Source organism: Pedobacter sp. (assembly GCF_045627485.1).
Taxonomy (GTDB): domain Bacteria; phylum Bacteroidota; class Bacteroidia; order Sphingobacteriales; family Sphingobacteriaceae; genus Pedobacter.
In genome coordinates this window covers 17,734-32,773 of the sequence record NZ_JAZQNU010000191.1, presented here as the reverse complement: position 1 = coordinate 32,773, position 15,040 = coordinate 17,734, and the positions used below count along the sequence as shown (strand labels likewise).

The 15,040-nt window shown below is 43.3% G+C and carries 17 protein-coding genes; 7 read left to right on the top strand and 10 right to left on the bottom strand.

The window, feature by feature from the left end:
• The first annotated feature begins 25 nt into the window (after positions 1-25).
• From namA to ACR2F3_RS14500, 3 genes are read left to right on the top strand one after another with little or no spacing between them, the layout of a single operon-like run.
• Complete coding sequence (namA, locus tag ACR2F3_RS14510) at positions 26-1,117, top strand: NADPH dehydrogenase NamA (RefSeq protein WP_432710698.1); 1,092 nt, start codon at positions 26-28, stop codon at positions 1,115-1,117.
• 38 nt (positions 1,118-1,155) lie between these two features.
• Positions 1,156-1,461, top strand: a complete 306-nt coding sequence (locus tag ACR2F3_RS14505; RefSeq protein WP_432710697.1) for a YbaB/EbfC family nucleoid-associated protein — start codon at positions 1,156-1,158, stop codon at positions 1,459-1,461.
• Between the two features lie 10 nt (positions 1,462-1,471).
• Positions 1,472-2,149, top strand: a complete 678-nt coding sequence (locus tag ACR2F3_RS14500; RefSeq protein WP_432710696.1) for a metal-dependent hydrolase — start codon at positions 1,472-1,474, stop codon at positions 2,147-2,149.
• Between the two features lie 78 nt (positions 2,150-2,227).
• Here the strand turns inward: ACR2F3_RS14500 and polA are convergent, their stop codons facing one another.
• Positions 2,228-5,035: a DNA polymerase I gene (gene polA, locus ACR2F3_RS14495; protein ID WP_432710695.1), complete on the bottom strand. Its 2,808-nt coding sequence runs from the start codon at positions 5,033-5,035 to the stop codon at positions 2,228-2,230.
• Positions 5,036-5,213: 178 nt separating this feature from the next.
• Here polA and ACR2F3_RS14490 point away from each other — a divergent pair, with 178 nt between their 5' ends.
• Positions 5,214-5,900, top strand: coding sequence for a hypothetical protein (locus tag ACR2F3_RS14490; protein ID WP_432710694.1), 687 nt, complete (start codon positions 5,214-5,216; stop codon positions 5,898-5,900).
• Here ACR2F3_RS14490 and ACR2F3_RS14485 read toward each other — a convergent pair whose 3' ends face one another.
• The 4 genes from ACR2F3_RS14485 to trmB are packed head-to-tail and all read right to left on the bottom strand — an operon-like array spanning position 5,901 to position 7,847.
• Positions 5,901-6,464: a DNA-3-methyladenine glycosylase I gene (locus tag ACR2F3_RS14485; protein WP_432710693.1), complete on the bottom strand. Its 564-nt coding sequence runs from the start codon at positions 6,462-6,464 to the stop codon at positions 5,901-5,903.
• Positions 6,465-6,474: 10 nt separating this feature from the next.
• The gene (locus tag ACR2F3_RS14480) at positions 6,475-6,816 is read right to left on the bottom strand and encodes a carboxymuconolactone decarboxylase family protein (protein WP_432710692.1); all 342 of its coding nucleotides are present in this window, start codon (positions 6,814-6,816) and stop codon (positions 6,475-6,477) included.
• Positions 6,817-6,855: 39 nt separating this feature from the next.
• Positions 6,856-7,182, bottom strand: coding sequence for an MGMT family protein (locus ACR2F3_RS14475; protein ID WP_432710691.1), 327 nt, complete (start codon positions 7,180-7,182; stop codon positions 6,856-6,858).
• A gap of 14 nt (positions 7,183-7,196) precedes the next feature.
• Positions 7,197-7,847, bottom strand: coding sequence for a tRNA (guanosine(46)-N7)-methyltransferase TrmB (trmB, locus tag ACR2F3_RS14470; RefSeq protein ID WP_432710690.1), 651 nt, complete (start codon positions 7,845-7,847; stop codon positions 7,197-7,199).
• Between the two features lie 89 nt (positions 7,848-7,936).
• On the opposite strand from trmB, the gene fcl reads away from it, so the two are divergent.
• Both fcl and ACR2F3_RS14460 read left to right on the top strand, forming a co-directional pair.
• On the top strand, positions 7,937-8,884 hold the full coding sequence (fcl, locus tag ACR2F3_RS14465) for a GDP-L-fucose synthase (RefSeq protein WP_432710689.1): 948 nt from the start codon (positions 7,937-7,939) through the stop codon (positions 8,882-8,884).
• 20 nt (positions 8,885-8,904) lie between these two features.
• A complete protein-coding gene (locus ACR2F3_RS14460; protein ID WP_432710688.1) occupies positions 8,905-9,837 on the top strand; it encodes a hydrogen peroxide-inducible genes activator in 933 nt (310 codons plus the stop codon).
• Positions 9,838-10,434: 597 nt separating this feature from the next.
• Here ACR2F3_RS14460 and ACR2F3_RS14455 read toward each other — a convergent pair.
• From ACR2F3_RS14455 to ACR2F3_RS14445, 3 genes are all read right to left on the bottom strand, one after another.
• Positions 10,435-11,046: a superoxide dismutase gene (locus ACR2F3_RS14455; RefSeq protein ID WP_432710687.1), complete on the bottom strand. Its 612-nt coding sequence runs from the start codon at positions 11,044-11,046 to the stop codon at positions 10,435-10,437.
• A gap of 78 nt (positions 11,047-11,124) precedes the next feature.
• The gene (locus ACR2F3_RS14450; protein WP_432710686.1) at positions 11,125-11,595 is read right to left on the bottom strand and encodes a nucleoside deaminase; all 471 of its coding nucleotides are present in this window, start codon (positions 11,593-11,595) and stop codon (positions 11,125-11,127) included.
• Positions 11,596-11,931: a tRNA-binding protein gene (locus ACR2F3_RS14445; RefSeq protein WP_432710699.1), complete on the bottom strand. Its 336-nt coding sequence runs from the start codon at positions 11,929-11,931 to the stop codon at positions 11,596-11,598.
• Between the two features lie 37 nt (positions 11,932-11,968).
• On the opposite strand from ACR2F3_RS14445, the gene ACR2F3_RS14440 reads away from it, so the two are divergent.
• Complete coding sequence (locus ACR2F3_RS14440; RefSeq protein ID WP_432710685.1) at positions 11,969-13,156, top strand: class I SAM-dependent rRNA methyltransferase; 1,188 nt, start codon at positions 11,969-11,971, stop codon at positions 13,154-13,156.
• A gap of 2 nt (positions 13,157-13,158) precedes the next feature.
• Here ACR2F3_RS14440 and ACR2F3_RS14435 read toward each other — a convergent pair whose 3' ends face one another.
• Positions 13,159-13,404 (bottom strand): DUF6814 family protein, encoded by a 246-nt coding sequence (locus ACR2F3_RS14435; RefSeq protein ID WP_432710684.1) that lies wholly within the window; start codon positions 13,402-13,404, stop codon positions 13,159-13,161.
• Positions 13,401-14,972, bottom strand: coding sequence for an MFS transporter (locus ACR2F3_RS14430; RefSeq protein WP_432710683.1), 1,572 nt, complete (start codon positions 14,970-14,972; stop codon positions 13,401-13,403). The genes ACR2F3_RS14435 and ACR2F3_RS14430 overlap by 4 nt, the downstream gene beginning before the upstream one ends.
• Positions 14,973-15,040 lie beyond the last annotated feature (68 nt).

Sequence of the window (15,040 nt, the reverse complement as noted above, 5' to 3'; positions counted from 1 at the left end):
TGTTACGTTAGTATAAACTGAAAATATGTCTAAACTCTTCTCCCCTATTCAAATAAAAAACCTGACGCTTAAGAACAGAATTGTAGTATCGCCCATGTGCCAGTATTCGGCCGAAGATGGTTTTGCGAACGACTACCATTTGGTGCATTTAGGCAGCCGTGCCATAGGGGGCGCAGCGATGATTATTCAGGAAGCCACAGCGGTATCCCCGGAAGGACGAATTTCTGCTGGCGACTTAGGCATCTGGAAGGATGAGCACCTGGCCATGTTTCACAAAATCACTGCTTTTATTAAAGCGCATGACGCCGTACCCGGCATTCAGCTGGCACATGCAGGTCGTAAAGCAAGCACCAGCCCACCCTGGGAAGGCGGAGGGCAGGTAAACGAGGGACCGGGCAGCTGGCCCACCGTAGCGCCTAGTGCACAGCCTTTCCATCATGGCGATCGCCCTCCTATTGCTTTAGACCAACAGGGAATAGACAAAGTCAAGGCCGATTTTAAAGCCGCTGCCCAGCGCTCACTAACAGCTGGCTATGAAGTGATCGAAATTCATGCGGCACACGGCTACCTTATTCACCAGTTTTTATCTCCCTTAAGTAACTTAAGGACTGATCAATATGGGGGAAGTTTTGAAAACCGCATCCGATTACTCACAGAGATTATTGAAAGTGTAAAAGAAGTATGGCCAGCGGAAAACGCCTTGTTTGTAAGGATATCAGCTACAGACTGGGTTGAAGGAGGCTGGACGGTTGAAGACGCCGTTGCACTTACCAAAATATTAATCCCTTTAGGGGTAAATTTAATCGACTGTTCTTCGGGCGGATTATCAGAACAACAGCAAATACCCGTTGCACCCGGCTACCAGGTGCAGTTTGCCGAAAAAATAAAGCAGGCCACGGGTATATTAACCGGTGCAGTTGGATTAATAACCTCAGCAAAACAAGCTGAAATGATATTGGATGCACAGCAGGCAGACCTCATCTTTCTGGCCCGGGCTATGCTCCGCGATCCTTACTTCCCTTTACATGCCGCCTATGAGCTTGGCGATGAGGTGGTTTGGCCTAAACAGTATGAAAGAGCCAAACCCAGGAAAAAAGACCTTAATAAATTAAACTAATTTCCCTTAATTTCGTTTTTCAAATAAACTAGACTCATATGTTCGATAAATTAATGGCCGCTCAGCAGAAAGCGGAAGAGATTAAAAAAAGATTAGATACGGTTTCCGTTTACGGAGAAGTAGAAGGGGGAGCCATCAAAATTACCGCTACAGCAAACAAAGCAATTACCGCTGTTGAAATTGATGAAGCTTTTTTTAAACAGGCAGACAAAGAAGAATTAGAAGAACTCTTGTTAACCGCCATCAATAAAGCCTTAACCCAGGCCGATCAGGTTAGCGCTACCGAAATGCAATCGGCAACTAAAGATATGCTTGGTGGCCTAGGTGGAATGTTTGGAAGCTAAATCCTGATCAATGAAATATACTTATTACGGACAATCCTGTTTTCTGCTGGAAGCAGATGGGGTAAAGTTTCTTTTCGATCCTTTTATTACCCCTAATCCATTAGCGAAACACATCGATATTAAAACCATTGAAGCCGACTATATCCTGGTAAGCCATGGACACGGCGACCATGTTGCCGACCTTGTTGCTTTAGCGCAACAAACCAAAGCAAAAGTAATTGGTATGGTAGAGGTAATGGCCTGGGCTGCGAAGCAAGGGGTAACCAATATTCATGAAATGAATTTTGGCAAACACAAGTTTGACTTCGGCACCTTGCGTATGGTTTGGGCAACACATTCCAGTTCCAACCCCGACGGCAGTTATGGGGGTAACCCTGCAGGTTATGTGTTAGAGACGGCCGGAAAAGTAATTTATTTTGCCGGAGACACTTCTTTAAACGCTGACATGTCCTTATTGGCCGATCTTTACAAATTGGATTATGCCATTCTGCCTATCGGCGGCAACTATACCATGGATGTAGATGATGCACTTGTAGCCACTAAACTCATCAACTGCGATAAAGTTATTGGCGTGCACTACAATACTTTCCCGGTGATTGAGATCAACACGGAAGAAGCTGTTGCTAAATTCCAAAGAGAAAACAAACAATTATTGTTACCGGCCATCGGTGATACCATTGAATTATAAATAACAAAACCCAATAAACCACAAAGGCCGCAAATGCGGCCTTTGTGGTTTAAAAGATCAGTATGTTCCAGCTAGATCTTAATGCGCTTCCAGCCAGTTTTCACCCTGGCCTATTTCCACTTCTATAGGTACCGTGGTTTTGATGGCAGTTTTCATACGGTGCGCAATGATTTCTTTCATCTCTGCCACTTCAGTACGCAACACATCAAACACCAACTCATCATGCACCTGCATGGTCATTTTAGACTGTAAGCCTCTGGTTTGCATATCGCGGTGGATGTTAATCATCGCCACCTTAATCATGTCAGCGGCCGAACCCTGTATCGGTGCGTTAATCGCATTTCGCTCCGCAAAACCTCTAACCGTCTGGTTGGCAGAATTGATGTCCCTTAAATACCTTCTACGTCCCAAAATAGTTTCTACGAAGCCGTTTTTACGTGCAAAGTTCATCGTATCTGTCATGTAACGTTTAATCCCAGGGTACTGGGCAAAATATTGCTCAATAATAGCAGCAGCTTCCTTACGTGGTATACCCAGGCTCTGGGACAAGCCGAAAGCCGATTGCCCATAAATGATTCCAAAGTTGACCGCTTTCGCGTTACGTCGCTGTTCTGACGTTACTTCGTCAATGGCTACCCCATATACTTTAGCTGCTGTAGCGGTATGAATGTCCAGACCTTGGTTAAACGCTTCCAGCATATTCTCTTCCTTGCTGATTTCGGCAATGATGCGCAATTCAATCTGCGAATAATCGGCAGATAACAACACATGGTTCTCATCACGCGGAATAAACGCTTTTCTTACTTCACGCCCCCGCTCTGTGCGGATCGGGATATTTTGTAAATTAGGGTTATTAGAACTTAACCTGCCTGTTGCCGCAACTGCCTGGTTAAAACTGGTGTGTACACGTCCGGTTTTTGGATTAACCAATAATGGCAAGGCATCTACATAGGTGGACTTTAATTTCTGCAGCTGCCTAAAATCAAGAATGTCCTGTACAATATCGCTTTTACTGGCCAGGGCCAGCAATACATCTTCTCCTGTCTGGTACTGCCCGGTTTTAGTTTTCTTGGCTTTAGGATCTAATTGCAATTTATCAAACAGCACTTCGCCCAATTGTTTTGGCGAAGCCAGGTTGAAGGTGGTACCGCATTTGTCAAATACATTCTGTTCAAAAATTCTGATCGAGGTTTCCAGCTCCTTAGAATAGTTCTGCAGCGTTTCCACATCGATTTTTACACCTTCCTTTTCAATGTCAGCTAGCACATAGACCAATGGATTTTCAACATCCATGGCCAGGTTGTAAGCATTCAATTCTTTCAGCATAGGTTCAAAAACCTGCGCCAGCTGCAAAGTTACATCGGCATCTTCCACAGCGTAATCCAACACCTTTTCTACCGGCACATCGCGCATGGTACCTTGATTCTTGCCTTTAGGCCCAATTAAAGTGGTAATGGAAATAGGGCGGTAATTCAGGTAATTCTCGGAGAGAATATCCATATTATGGCGGGTATCCGGGTCAATAAGGTAATGTGCAAGCATGGTGTCAAAGAGTTTACCTTTTATGTTAACGCCATACCATTTCAAAACCAGGATATCGTATTTTAAATTTTGTCCTATTTTACCAATGGCTTCATTTTCCAATACCGGCCTGAATTCATCTACAATTAGCTGCGCTTCATTGCGACCGGCAGGCAGGGGAATATAGTAACCCGTACCCGGTTTAATGGAAAAAGATAACCCCACCAGGTCGGCCAGATTAGCATCAGTTCCGGTGGTCTCCGTATCGAACGACACACTTTCCTGTTGCAACAACAGGTCTATCAGTACCTTTCTTTTTTCAGCCGTATCAACAAGCTGGTAGTCCGTTTCTACATCCAGAATTGTTTTAGCGCTTGGCTGCTCAAACAAGGATGGCGGCGCCACGAAAACTGTCGATGCGCTGCTTTCTTCATCCGAAGAGCTAAACATGTCTATTTGCTGAGACCCGTTCTGATTGTTGCTGCCCAGACTGAAGTCTTCGCCAAATACACGTTTTCCTAAGGTGCGGAATTCCAGTTCGGCAAACAAAGGCTCCAGCAGTTCGCGGTTAGGCGCTCCCAATTTTAACGACGTTTCATCAAATTCAACAGGAACATCTAAAATGATTGTGGCCAGTTTCTTGGAAACCAAACCCTGCTCGGCATACATCAACACGTTTTCACGTTGCTTGCCTTTTAATTCATGGGCATGGGCAATAATATTCTCTACCGAGCCATATTGTTTAATCAGTAGTTTGGCAGTTTTCTCCCCTATGCCCGGTATGCCAGGAATGTTATCTACAGCATCGCCCCAAAGGCCCAGGATATCAATTACTTGTAAAACGTTCTCAATATCCCATTTGGTAAGCACTTCCTGCACACCGATAATTTCCATATCGTTGCCCATTCTGGCAGGTTTATAAATGAAAATATTCTCTGACACCAATTGGGCAAAATCCTTATCTGGCGTCATGCAGTATACTTTAAAACCCTGTTTCTCGGCTTCTTTAGCCAGGGTGCCAATAATATCATCGGCTTCAAAACCATCCTTGGTAATCACTGGAATGTTAAAGCCCTCAATCAGCTTAAACACATAGGGTAAAGCTGCAGAAAGGTCTTCGGGCATGGCCTGGCGATGTGCTTTGTAAGCCTCAAAGTCAGTATGGCGCTCGGTTGGTGCTTCGGTATCAAACACAACAGCAATATGAGTAGGTTTTTCTTTGCGGAGCACCTCCATTAAAGTATTGGCAAAACCCATAACCGCCGAGGTATTAATACCCGTAGAGGTGAATCTTGGGCTTTTACTTAATGCAAAATGTGCTCTGTAGATGAGCGCCATGCCATCAAGAAGAAAAAGTTTTTTCATTTATTTATATTGATTTTAATAAGTTATGAAGCGATCATTTGCGAATGACGGTTTCAAATTTTATCAGGTCATGAATTGATCATGGTTTTATCAAAGTTAACAATAGCGTTTAAAACTGTCCTTATTATCTTTAATTTTGTTCCAATACCTATACGCTATATTTAACGTTAATTATTACATGACTAAGCTTATTCCCGTACCCCTTCTTTTGCTTGTATTATGCCTGTTTAGCTTCCATGTATCTGCACAGGATGCCGTAATAATTGAAGATGGCAAATTTGTTCGTGGTACCATTAAAGGGGCCAGCTTAAATGAAGTGCAGCTGTTACGCGATGACCAGGTGGTGCAGAAGTTTAAAGCAGCAGACATAAAGGAATTTTTATGGAACGGCGATATTTACGTAAGTAAACCGCTTCTGGTGAAAAACAAAGTTGAAACTCGCTTTTTAAAAGTGGAAGAAACCGGCGTAGTTAACCTTTACTCGTTGGGAAGCAATTCTGCAAAGGAAGGTGAAGAACCGCAGCGCCGTGTGCAGGTAAGGCCATCTGTTGGGGTTGGTATAGGCTCGGGTGGTTTTGGCGGTGTTGGCTTCGGTGGCGGTATCATGATCGGTACTGGCGGTGGCCGTAAAAAACAGAAGAAAAACCAGGGTATCGTTTATTATATCGAGAAACCTGGCAGCGGACCAATCCAGGAGATTCCATTATCAGGCACAGCGGGTAATAAAACAGAGGCTGTAAAAAGTATCCTGTTGCAGAAATTGAGCGACGACGAAGACCTTGTTGAACGCTTAAAAACCACAGAAGATTTCGATGCTAAAAACGTGCAGGCTTTTGTGAAGGCCTATAATGCGATGCACCGTTAATTACCTGAAGTTACAATAGGCCAAATGATCGTTCACCATGCCTGTAGCCTGCATATGGGCATAACAAATGGTGGTACCGAAGAACTTAAAGCCTCGTTTTTTCATGTCTTTGCTTATCGCATCTGATAACTCAGACCGTGCGGGCACATCGGCCGGGCGCAAAATCTCGTTTAAAATCGGTTTGCGATCTGGCATAAAACCCCACATGTAATTGTAAAAGGATCCAAATTCTTGCTGTAAGCTTATAAATAAGCGGGCATTGCTAATGGCAGCGTTAATTTTAAGACGGTTTCTGATGATGCCGGTATCGCTCATTAAACGCGCCACATCGTCATCGGTAAAGGCGGCTACTTTGTTTACCTCAAAATCAGCAAATGCTTTCCTGTAGCCCTCGCGGCGGCGTAAAATAGTGATCCAGCTTAAACCCGCCTGGGCACCTTCAAGAATTAAAAATTCAAAAAGCACCTTATCGTTAGTTACCACCTTTCCCCATTCCTCATCGTGGTACTTCACATATAACGGATCCGTACCACACCAGGAACATCGTTTTATTTCGGCCGCCATATAGGTTATGTTAAGCTTTTAAATCATCCCAGAATTCTACCGCACGGCGATAGTGTGGTATCACGATAGAACCGCCAACCAGGTTGGCAATCATAAAAACCTCGTTCAACTCTTCATCGGTTACCCCTTCGTTAAAACACTTTTCCAGGTGGTATTTAATGCAATCGTCGCAGCGCAACACCATAGAGGCAACCAGGCCTAACATTTCCTTGGTTTTAACATTCAATGCGCCTTCGGCATAAGACGTCGTGTCTAAGGCGAAAAAACGTTTGATATTGATATTGGCGGTTTCCATAACTCGTTCGTTCATTTTTGAACGGTAGCCATTAAATTCTTCTACTAATTTGCCCATGTTAATCGGGTTTAAGGTATTTTGTTTGCAGTTTATAATTTATAATTCCACTAATGGATCCCAGAAGTACAGCTTGAAATTCTGCACTTTATTGTCCTTAATGGGGATGCCCTCTTTTTCCAGTAATTGTTCCATCAGCTCCGGAGGGTTAAAATGAAACTTTCCCGTAAGTAACCCTACCCGGTTTACCACCCTGAATGACGGTACCGGCGGGTGAACCGTGCCGGCAAAACGCAGGGCATAACCTACCAGGCGTGAAGAGCCCCCAGCGCCCAAGCTTTTTGCAATTGCGCCATACGATGTCACCCTCCCCGGGGGGATGAGCCTCACCAATTCGTACACCTGATCATAAAACGGCTGTTCCATGGCACTGTTAAGTGTTAGGTTAAAGAGAACTGGATATAGTTGATATTTTTATCATGCTTAAGGTAAATTCGCTCATAATGGGTTTTGATTGACAGTACCTCATCGTAATATGGAGAAGTATATAAGTTGTCTGTTTTTTTATGGCAAACCAACCCTAATGCCTCCACCGTCTCTACCGTATATTGATATAAGCCATCATTATCTGTCTTCAGGTTAATCTTACCCCCAGGCTTAAGCAATTGTTTGTATTTGTTCAGGAATCCAGGAAAGGTAAGCCTCTTTTTTTCGCGGCTTTCCTGAGGCTGCGGATCGGGAAAAGTAATCCAGATTTCATCAACTTCATTTTCTCCAAAATATTCTACGATATCTTCAATCTGTATCCTCAAAAAGGCCAGGTTTTCAATCCCCTCGTCAACCCCTGTTCTTGCACCCCGCCAGATCCGGTTTCCTTTCAGGTCAACCCCGATAAAATTCTTCTCTGGAAATAGCCTCGACAGGCCTACTGAGTACTCTCCTTTTCCGCAAGCCAGTTCTAAAACCAGCGGGTTGTTATTCTTAAAATGTTCTTTCGCCCATTTTCCCCTAAGTGCCTTTCCTTCTTCTAATTGATATACGTTAGAGAAAGTATCTATCTCCGTAAATTTTCTTAATTTGTCCTTACCCACTATTTTTATTAATTTATGCAAAAATACGATATTTCTACTTACTGAAATAACTGATTCTTTTGTACTTTTGCTTAAACAATTACACTATTTTGGAAAAAACATCAAAAATCTATATAGCTGGTCACCGTGGAATGGTTGGGTCTGCTATCTATCGAAAACTAAAGAAAGAAGGCTTTACGCAATTGATTACCAGAACTTCTTCTGAACTTGATTTGCGCGACCAACAAGCGGTAAAAGCTTTTTTTGAGCAAGAAAAGCCTGAATACGTATTTTTAGCCGCAGCTAAAGTTGGTGGAATTGTTGCCAATAATACCTACCGGGCCGATTTCCTATACGAAAACCTTTGTATACAGAATAACGTGATCCACCAGTCGTACTTGAGCAATGTCAAAAAACTGATGTTTTTAGGTTCCAGCTGTATCTATCCTAAACTGGCTCCCCAGCCTTTAAAAGAAGAATACTTGCTTACTGGCCTACTGGAAGAAACCAACGAACCTTATGCCATTGCAAAAATTGCCGGTATCAAAATGTGTGATGCCTACCGTGATCAGTACAATTGCAATTTCATTTCTGTGATGCCAACTAACTTGTATGGTTATAACGACAATTATCATCCAGAGAATTCGCATGTTTTGCCTGCATTAATCAGAAAGTTTCACGAAGCGAAAGTAAACGGTACAAAAGAAGTAACCATCTGGGGTTCAGGATCACCAATGCGGGAATTTTTATTTGCCGATGATCTCGCCGATGCCTGTTATTTCCTGATGGAGTCCTATAATGAAAGCCACTTGATTAATATTGGTACCGGTGAAGACCTGACCATTAAAGATCTTGCTTTGCTCATTAAAAAAGTGATTGGTTTTGAAGGCGACCTGACATTTGATAGCAGTAAACCAGATGGCACCCCAAGAAAGCTGATGGATGTGACGAAACTTCATAGCCTGGGCTGGAAACATAAGGTAGATTTAGAACAAGGTATTCACCTGGCTTACCAGGATTTCCTGGAAAAACACGTTGAACAGGTTACGCAATCTTAAGTAATATAATTCTTTAGCCTATGACCTTGGTACAACTGGAATACATTGTAGCTGTAGATACCTACCGCAGTTTTGTTGGTGCCGCAGAAAAATGCTTTGTTACCCAACCGACGTTAAGTATGCAGGTGCAAAAACTGGAAGAAATGCTCAATGTAAAGATATTTGACCGCAGCAGGCAACCAGTGATCCCTACCGAGATCGGTGCACAGATTATTGAGCAAGCCAGGATCGTATTACAGGAAAGCCATAAGGTTAAAGAAATTATCAACAGCCAGCAACAAGACATTGCGGGAGAAATCCGTGTAGGCATTATCCCTACACTTGCACCTTACCTGCTACCGCAGGTCATTGCTGCCATGATGGAGAAATATCCCGGCTTGAAATTGATGATCTGGGAATACACCACTGAGGATATTATTCACCACCTGAAAACTGGTGTTCTGGATTGTGGTTTAATGGCTACCCCATTGGTTGATGACGCGCTTATTGAAGATCCGCTGTTTTACGAGAATTTTGTAACTTATATTAGCAAAAGCAGCAAACTATTTAAAAAGAAAACGATAGATCCTGATGACCTGGAGTCGGAAAACATGTGGCTGCTCAACGAAAGGCATTGCATGCGTACTCAGGTGCTTAACATTTGCCGCTCTACAAAGGAGAACAGGCTGCAGGGGCTTACCTATAATACTGGCAGTGTAGAAACACTAATCAGGATGGTCGACTTAAACAACGGCGCTACAATTATTCCTGAACTGGCATTAGCTGATCTGAGTGCTAAACAACTCAGCAAAATCAGGCCTTTTAAAAATCCTGAGCCGGTAAGGGAAATTAGTTTAGTGACACACAAGAACTTCATTAAAAAGCGCATGCTGAATGCCTTAAAAGAAGAGATTATGGAAGTGGTGCCTAAATCGATGAAAACTAAAAAGAAAAAAGATATTATTGGAATTTAAGGCCTAAAGCCTGTTAGGAACAAAAACCTGCCTCATTAATAATGATGGCAGGTTTTTTTGTGTCTAGGCAGATTGCGCCTGAACTGTGTTTATCAGGTACGGGGCCGTCTGTGAGGCGTTGGGTTGGTATTGCCAGGGGGTTGCTTCGTCTGGGGCCGAACCAAGGGCGAAGGAAGGGCGACGAGAGGGCGAAGAGAGGGCGAAGCAACCCCCTGGAAAAACGAATTCAAAAACAACCTTCCGTCTGCTAAAAGGATGATGCTGCGCAAATATTTTTACATATATTTCCTATATCATGAAAAACATATTTCTATTATTTTGTATACTCAAAAGGAGTCCGTAAGGTTGTTAGAGTCCATACAAAGCATGGAGGTGTTCAGGGGCGAACAATTACAAGTGTCAATATTTAAAAGCTCCAATGGATCTGGTAGTAGTTGATTCAGAGAACTCAGTAGTTCTCTTCATTGAGCATGGTGTTAGTAGAGGCAGGAAGACAAACCCACTCTGGAATACAATGAGTAAACCAATATTACGGGGTATAAAAAAAGCTGGTCATTAAAAAATGACCGGCTTTTATGGAATTATTAACGCTTTAAATTAAGCTTTAGCTTTGCTGAAACGATCAGCAACAGCATCCCAGTTAATTACATCAAAGAAAGCAGCGATATAATCAGGACGTCTGTTTTGATATTTTAAGTAGTATGCATGCTCCCAAACATCCATTCCTAAGATTGGTGTTCCTTGAACTTCAGCTACATTCATTAAAGGGTTATCCTGGTTTGGGGTAGAAGAAACTACTAATTTACCATCAGCAGCAACGCTTAACCAAGCCCATCCTGAACCGAAACGCGTAGCGCCGGCTTCAGCAAATTTTGTTTTGAAATCTTCAAATGAACCAAAAGCAGCATTAATTGCTTCTGCCAATTCACCTGTAGGCTGACCGCCTTTATTTGGGCCAATAACTTCCCAAAATAAGGAGTGGTTAAAATGACCACCGCCATTATTTCTAACTGCGACAGGGAATTTATCTATGTTTTTAATGATCTCTTCAATGGATTGCGAAGCCTCGGCTTTACCTTCTAAAGCTTTGTTTAAATTGGTAACATAAGCCTGGTGGTGCTTACCATGGTGAATTTCCATGGTTTGTTTATCGATATGCGGTTCTAATGCATCTGTTGCGTAAGGTAACGCAGGTAATTCAAAAGCCATATTGTTATGATTAAGTTTGAAATAATTAATAAACAAATATAACAATCACCGGTTAACTTTTGTTCATTCTTTATCAAGTTAGCGGCGTTTGTTGGAAAAAAAACGTGTCATGAGGGCCCCACATTCTGCGGCGAGCACACCTTGTGTAAGCGTGGTTTTTGGATGTAACAATTGCGCTCCTTTACTTATAAAGCCTCTTTTTTCTTCTCTTGCGCCAAATACAATCCGCGACACCTGCATCCAGTAACTGGCACCGGCGCACATCACACAAGGCTCTATGGTTACATATAAGGTGCAATCTTTAAGGTACTTACCACCCAGTGTCTGGCTGGCAGCCGTAAAGGCCTGCATTTCGGCATGTGCCGTTACATCGTTAAGTTGTTCAGTCAAATTGTGCCCTTTACCCACAACCCTGCCGTTACATACTACAACCGCCCCAATGGGTATCTCGTCTGCATCAAAAGCTTTTTCCGCCTCTTGTAAGGCTAATCGCATATAATGTTCATCCGCTTTAACAGGATCGTTTTCTTCAGAAAAATTAAAATACATCTAACACATTTTTTTGCCGTTTGGCACACGCCCTTTCAGCGTTGTTAATACAATAGCTCCTTGTTCATCTTCAAAGCCTGTAACCAGAAACTCAGACATGAACCTGCCGATTTGTTTTTTACGAAAATTGATTACCCCAACCACCTGTTCGCCAATCAGTTCATCAGCAGTATACAGGGTCGTGATTTGAGCAGAACTCCATTTTACCCCAAATTCGCCAAAGTCTACTTTGAGTTTGTAAGCCGGTTTCCTTGCTTCGGGAAAAGCCAAGACTTCCAGGATGGTGCCTGCCCGAAGTTGCACCTTTTCGAAGTCATCCCAGTTTATTTCTTCCATCAGCGTAAAAATACTGCTTTTTTCTACCTTTGCTCCCATGATCGATGTAATACTCAAAAAAGGCAAAGAAAAAGCAGCACTACAACACCATCCCTGGATGTTTTCGGGCGCAATTGACCGTATTAAAGGCACTCCTGGCAACGGAGAGGTAGTTGCGGTACGCGCTGCAGACAAAGCGTTTCTTGCCTATGGTTATTACAATGCACAGTCCAGAGTTGCCGTAAGGCTTTTAGAATGGGATGAAAGTAAGGTGATCGACAAGGCATGGTACCAGGAGAAGCTTCAAACAGCCATTGCTGCCCGCCAGCATGTGCTACATAGCGGTGAAACGAATACCTGCCGCCTGGTTTTTAGTGAAGCTGATTTTCTGCCAGGTTTGATTGTAGATAAATATGGCGATTTCCTGTCCCTGCAATTATTAAGTGCTGGTATGGAAAACATTAAAGCCGATATCATTGATATTTTAAGGGAAGAATTACAACCGCTTGGTATTTTCGATAAAAGTGATGCTAATGCACGTACACATGAAAACCTGGAAGCTGCGCAAGGATTACTTTGGGGCGAAATGCCGCCTGAGTTTATAGAAGTAAAAGAGAATAATATTCTTTATCATATTAACATCGCCGAAGGGCAAAAGTCTGGATTCTATTGCGACCAGCGCGACAACCGCCGCATCCTGGCAGCATATGCACCGGGTAAAACAGTGTTGGACTGTTTTAGCTATAGTGGTGGCTTTTCATTAAACAGCTTAAGCCTGGGTGCTGCCCATGTTACCAGTGTAGATAGTTCGGCCCTTGCATTACAAACGCTGCAACATAACGTGGTTTTAAATGGTTTTGATGCCACGAAACAAGAAAGTATACAATCCGATGTAAACAAGCAACTACGCGCCTTTAAAGAGGAAGGCAGGAAGTTTGACATCATTATCCTTGACCCGCCAAAGTACGCCCCGTCTAGATCTGCATTAGACCGAGCGGCACGTGCTTATAAAGACCTGAACCGCATGGGTATGCTCTTATTGGAAAGCGGTGGTTTACTGGCCACTTTCTCTTGCTCAGGAGCAGTAGATATCGATACCTTTAAACAGATTATTGCCTGGGCAGCATTAGATGCCGGCAAAGAAGTGCAGATTCTGAAACAATTTAACCAGCCGGAAGATCACCCTATTAGAATTTCCTTCCCTGAGGGCGAATACCTGAAAGGTTTGCTGGTTAGGGTATTGTAAGATTAATCATTATCATCGGGGAGTTGATCATACTCCCCTTTCAAGGCATAATAGCCAAAAATGACCAGTCCGGCACTGATGGGAATAAAGATAAACAAGATGATTCCCCACTGCAGGGCCGTATTGGTTTTCTCCACCCCATCCGCGGCTAGTCCTACTTTCTCTATGGCCTGCAACAGCAGGAATATAATGGATACCGGCGCCAATAACATCCATATGATACCAAGTGCTTTTTTCAATTTGTTCATGATACGTTAATTTTTTCCGGGTGAGTTGATACTTCCTGTTCGGCTTCCTGGTGGTCGGGTTTTGTATTGGAAAGATATATTGCCCCGATCACAAAACTTAAGGCCGCAATACCAATGGGATACCACAAGCCCGAAAGCGGGTTCGAGCCAGCGAAACTGGCAATTAAAGTGGCAATAAAAGGGACCAGTCCGCCAAAAACACCATTACCTACATGGTAAGGTAGCGACATGGAAGTGTACCTTATTTTTGTTGGAAAAAGCTCCACTAAAAAGGCAGCAATAGGTCCGTATACCATGGTAACCAGGAGAATCTGAAAGAAGATTAAAGCTATAAATTTCCAGAATACACCTGAGCTTAGTTTTTTATCGACATGAGTATCAGGATGGAGTTCGACGGCTTTAGCAGGATCGGCATATTTGGTGTGAGACTGTACTTGTGTAAAGGAGGCACCACTTAACAGATTTACCCTGGTGGACGTTGTAATTAAACTATCGCCACTATTATCGATAGCCAGCCTGGTGATTACCGGAACGGAGGTGTCGAGGATATCCGCCTGTGTGATCCTGGAAACATCGGTATCATCAAGAAATACCTGGTAAATGGGCCGGTAAAAAATAACGCCCAGGAGCATGCCGGTGAGCATAATCCATTTCCGCCCTACCCGATCGCTCCAGGAACCGAAAATAACAAAGAAAGGTGTGGCGAAGGCAATTCCCCAGAGCAGGATGTAGCGGGAGTCATTAAAATCTACTTTACAGGTGTTCTCGAGAAAAGATTGTGCATAAAACTGACCCGTGTACCAGATAACCCCCTGCCCCATGGTGGCGCCAAATAAGGCAAGCAGTACCATTTTAAAGTTTCCTTTTTTACTAAAACTCTCCTTTAATGGGTTTTTAGATACTTTACCTTCTGCTTTAAGTTTACTGAACATGGGCGATTCATGCATTTTCATCCTGATGTAAATGGATACGCCAACCAGTAAAATGGATAATAAAAAAGGAATACGCCAGCCCCAGTCGGCGAAGGCCTCAGCACCCATCAGGTTTTTCGTTAATACGATAACCCCGATAGACAGGAATAAACCGCCAGTAGCGGTGGTTTGGATCCAGCTGGTAAAAAAACCACGTTTATTGGCGGGTGCATGTTCAGCAACATAAGTTGCCGCGCCTCCATATTCGCCCCCCAAGGCTAAACCTTGTACCAAACGCAAGATAAGCACCAATATTGGTGCCGCATAGCCAATGCTTGAATAGGATGGGATAAGGCCAATTAAAAAGGTGGAACCTCCCATTAAGACCAGCGTAAGCAAAAAAGTGTGTTTTCTGCCGATAAGGTCGCCTAAGCGGCCAAAGACAAGCGCACCGAATGGACGGACGATGAAACCAGCGGCAAAGATGGCCAGGGTATTAATGAGGGCAGAAGCACCGGCATCTGCGGGGAACAATTGTGCCCCGATAACCATGGCAAGGCTACCAAAAATGTAAAAATCGTACCATTCAATTAAGGTGCCCAGAGAGGATGCACCGATGACTTTAAAAATGTTGTTTTTTTCAGGTTCTACACTCATCGTACGTAAGGAAAATATTTGGCTTCAATAATAAATCTACAATTTATTATGAATTAAACGCAAATACT

Bases quoted from the DNA above. Each gene is read 5' to 3' on its own strand.
- namA (WP_432710698.1), top strand. From the start codon at position 26: ATGTCTAAACTCTTCTCCCCTATTCAAATAAAAAACCTGACGCTTAAG.
- ACR2F3_RS14505 (WP_432710697.1), top strand. From the start codon at position 1,156: ATGTTCGATAAATTAATGGCCGCTCAGCAGAAAGCGGAAGAGATTAAA.
- ACR2F3_RS14500 (WP_432710696.1), top strand. From the start codon at position 1,472: ATGAAATATACTTATTACGGACAATCCTGTTTTCTGCTGGAAGCAGAT.
- polA (WP_432710695.1), bottom strand. From the start codon at position 5,035: ATGAAAAAACTTTTTCTTCTTGATGGCATGGCGCTCATCTACAGAGCA.
- ACR2F3_RS14490 (WP_432710694.1), top strand. From the start codon at position 5,214: ATGACTAAGCTTATTCCCGTACCCCTTCTTTTGCTTGTATTATGCCTG.
- ACR2F3_RS14485 (WP_432710693.1), bottom strand. From the start codon at position 6,464: ATGGCGGCCGAAATAAAACGATGTTCCTGGTGTGGTACGGATCCGTTA.
- ACR2F3_RS14480 (WP_432710692.1), bottom strand. From the start codon at position 6,816: ATGGGCAAATTAGTAGAAGAATTTAATGGCTACCGTTCAAAAATGAAC.
- ACR2F3_RS14475 (WP_432710691.1), bottom strand. From the start codon at position 7,182: ATGGAACAGCCGTTTTATGATCAGGTGTACGAATTGGTGAGGCTCATC.
- ACR2F3_RS14460 (WP_432710688.1), top strand. From the start codon at position 8,905: ATGACCTTGGTACAACTGGAATACATTGTAGCTGTAGATACCTACCGC.
- ACR2F3_RS14455 (WP_432710687.1), bottom strand. From the start codon at position 11,046: ATGGCTTTTGAATTACCTGCGTTACCTTACGCAACAGATGCATTAGAA.
- ACR2F3_RS14450 (WP_432710686.1), bottom strand. From the start codon at position 11,595: ATGTATTTTAATTTTTCTGAAGAAAACGATCCTGTTAAAGCGGATGAA.
- ACR2F3_RS14445 (WP_432710699.1), bottom strand. From the start codon at position 11,931: ATGGAAGAAATAAACTGGGATGACTTCGAAAAGGTGCAACTTCGGGCA.
- ACR2F3_RS14440 (WP_432710685.1), top strand. From the start codon at position 11,969: ATGATCGATGTAATACTCAAAAAAGGCAAAGAAAAAGCAGCACTACAA.
- ACR2F3_RS14435 (WP_432710684.1), bottom strand. From the start codon at position 13,404: ATGAACAAATTGAAAAAAGCACTTGGTATCATATGGATGTTATTGGCG.
- ACR2F3_RS14430 (WP_432710683.1), bottom strand. From the start codon at position 14,972: ATGAGTGTAGAACCTGAAAAAAACAACATTTTTAAAGTCATCGGTGCA.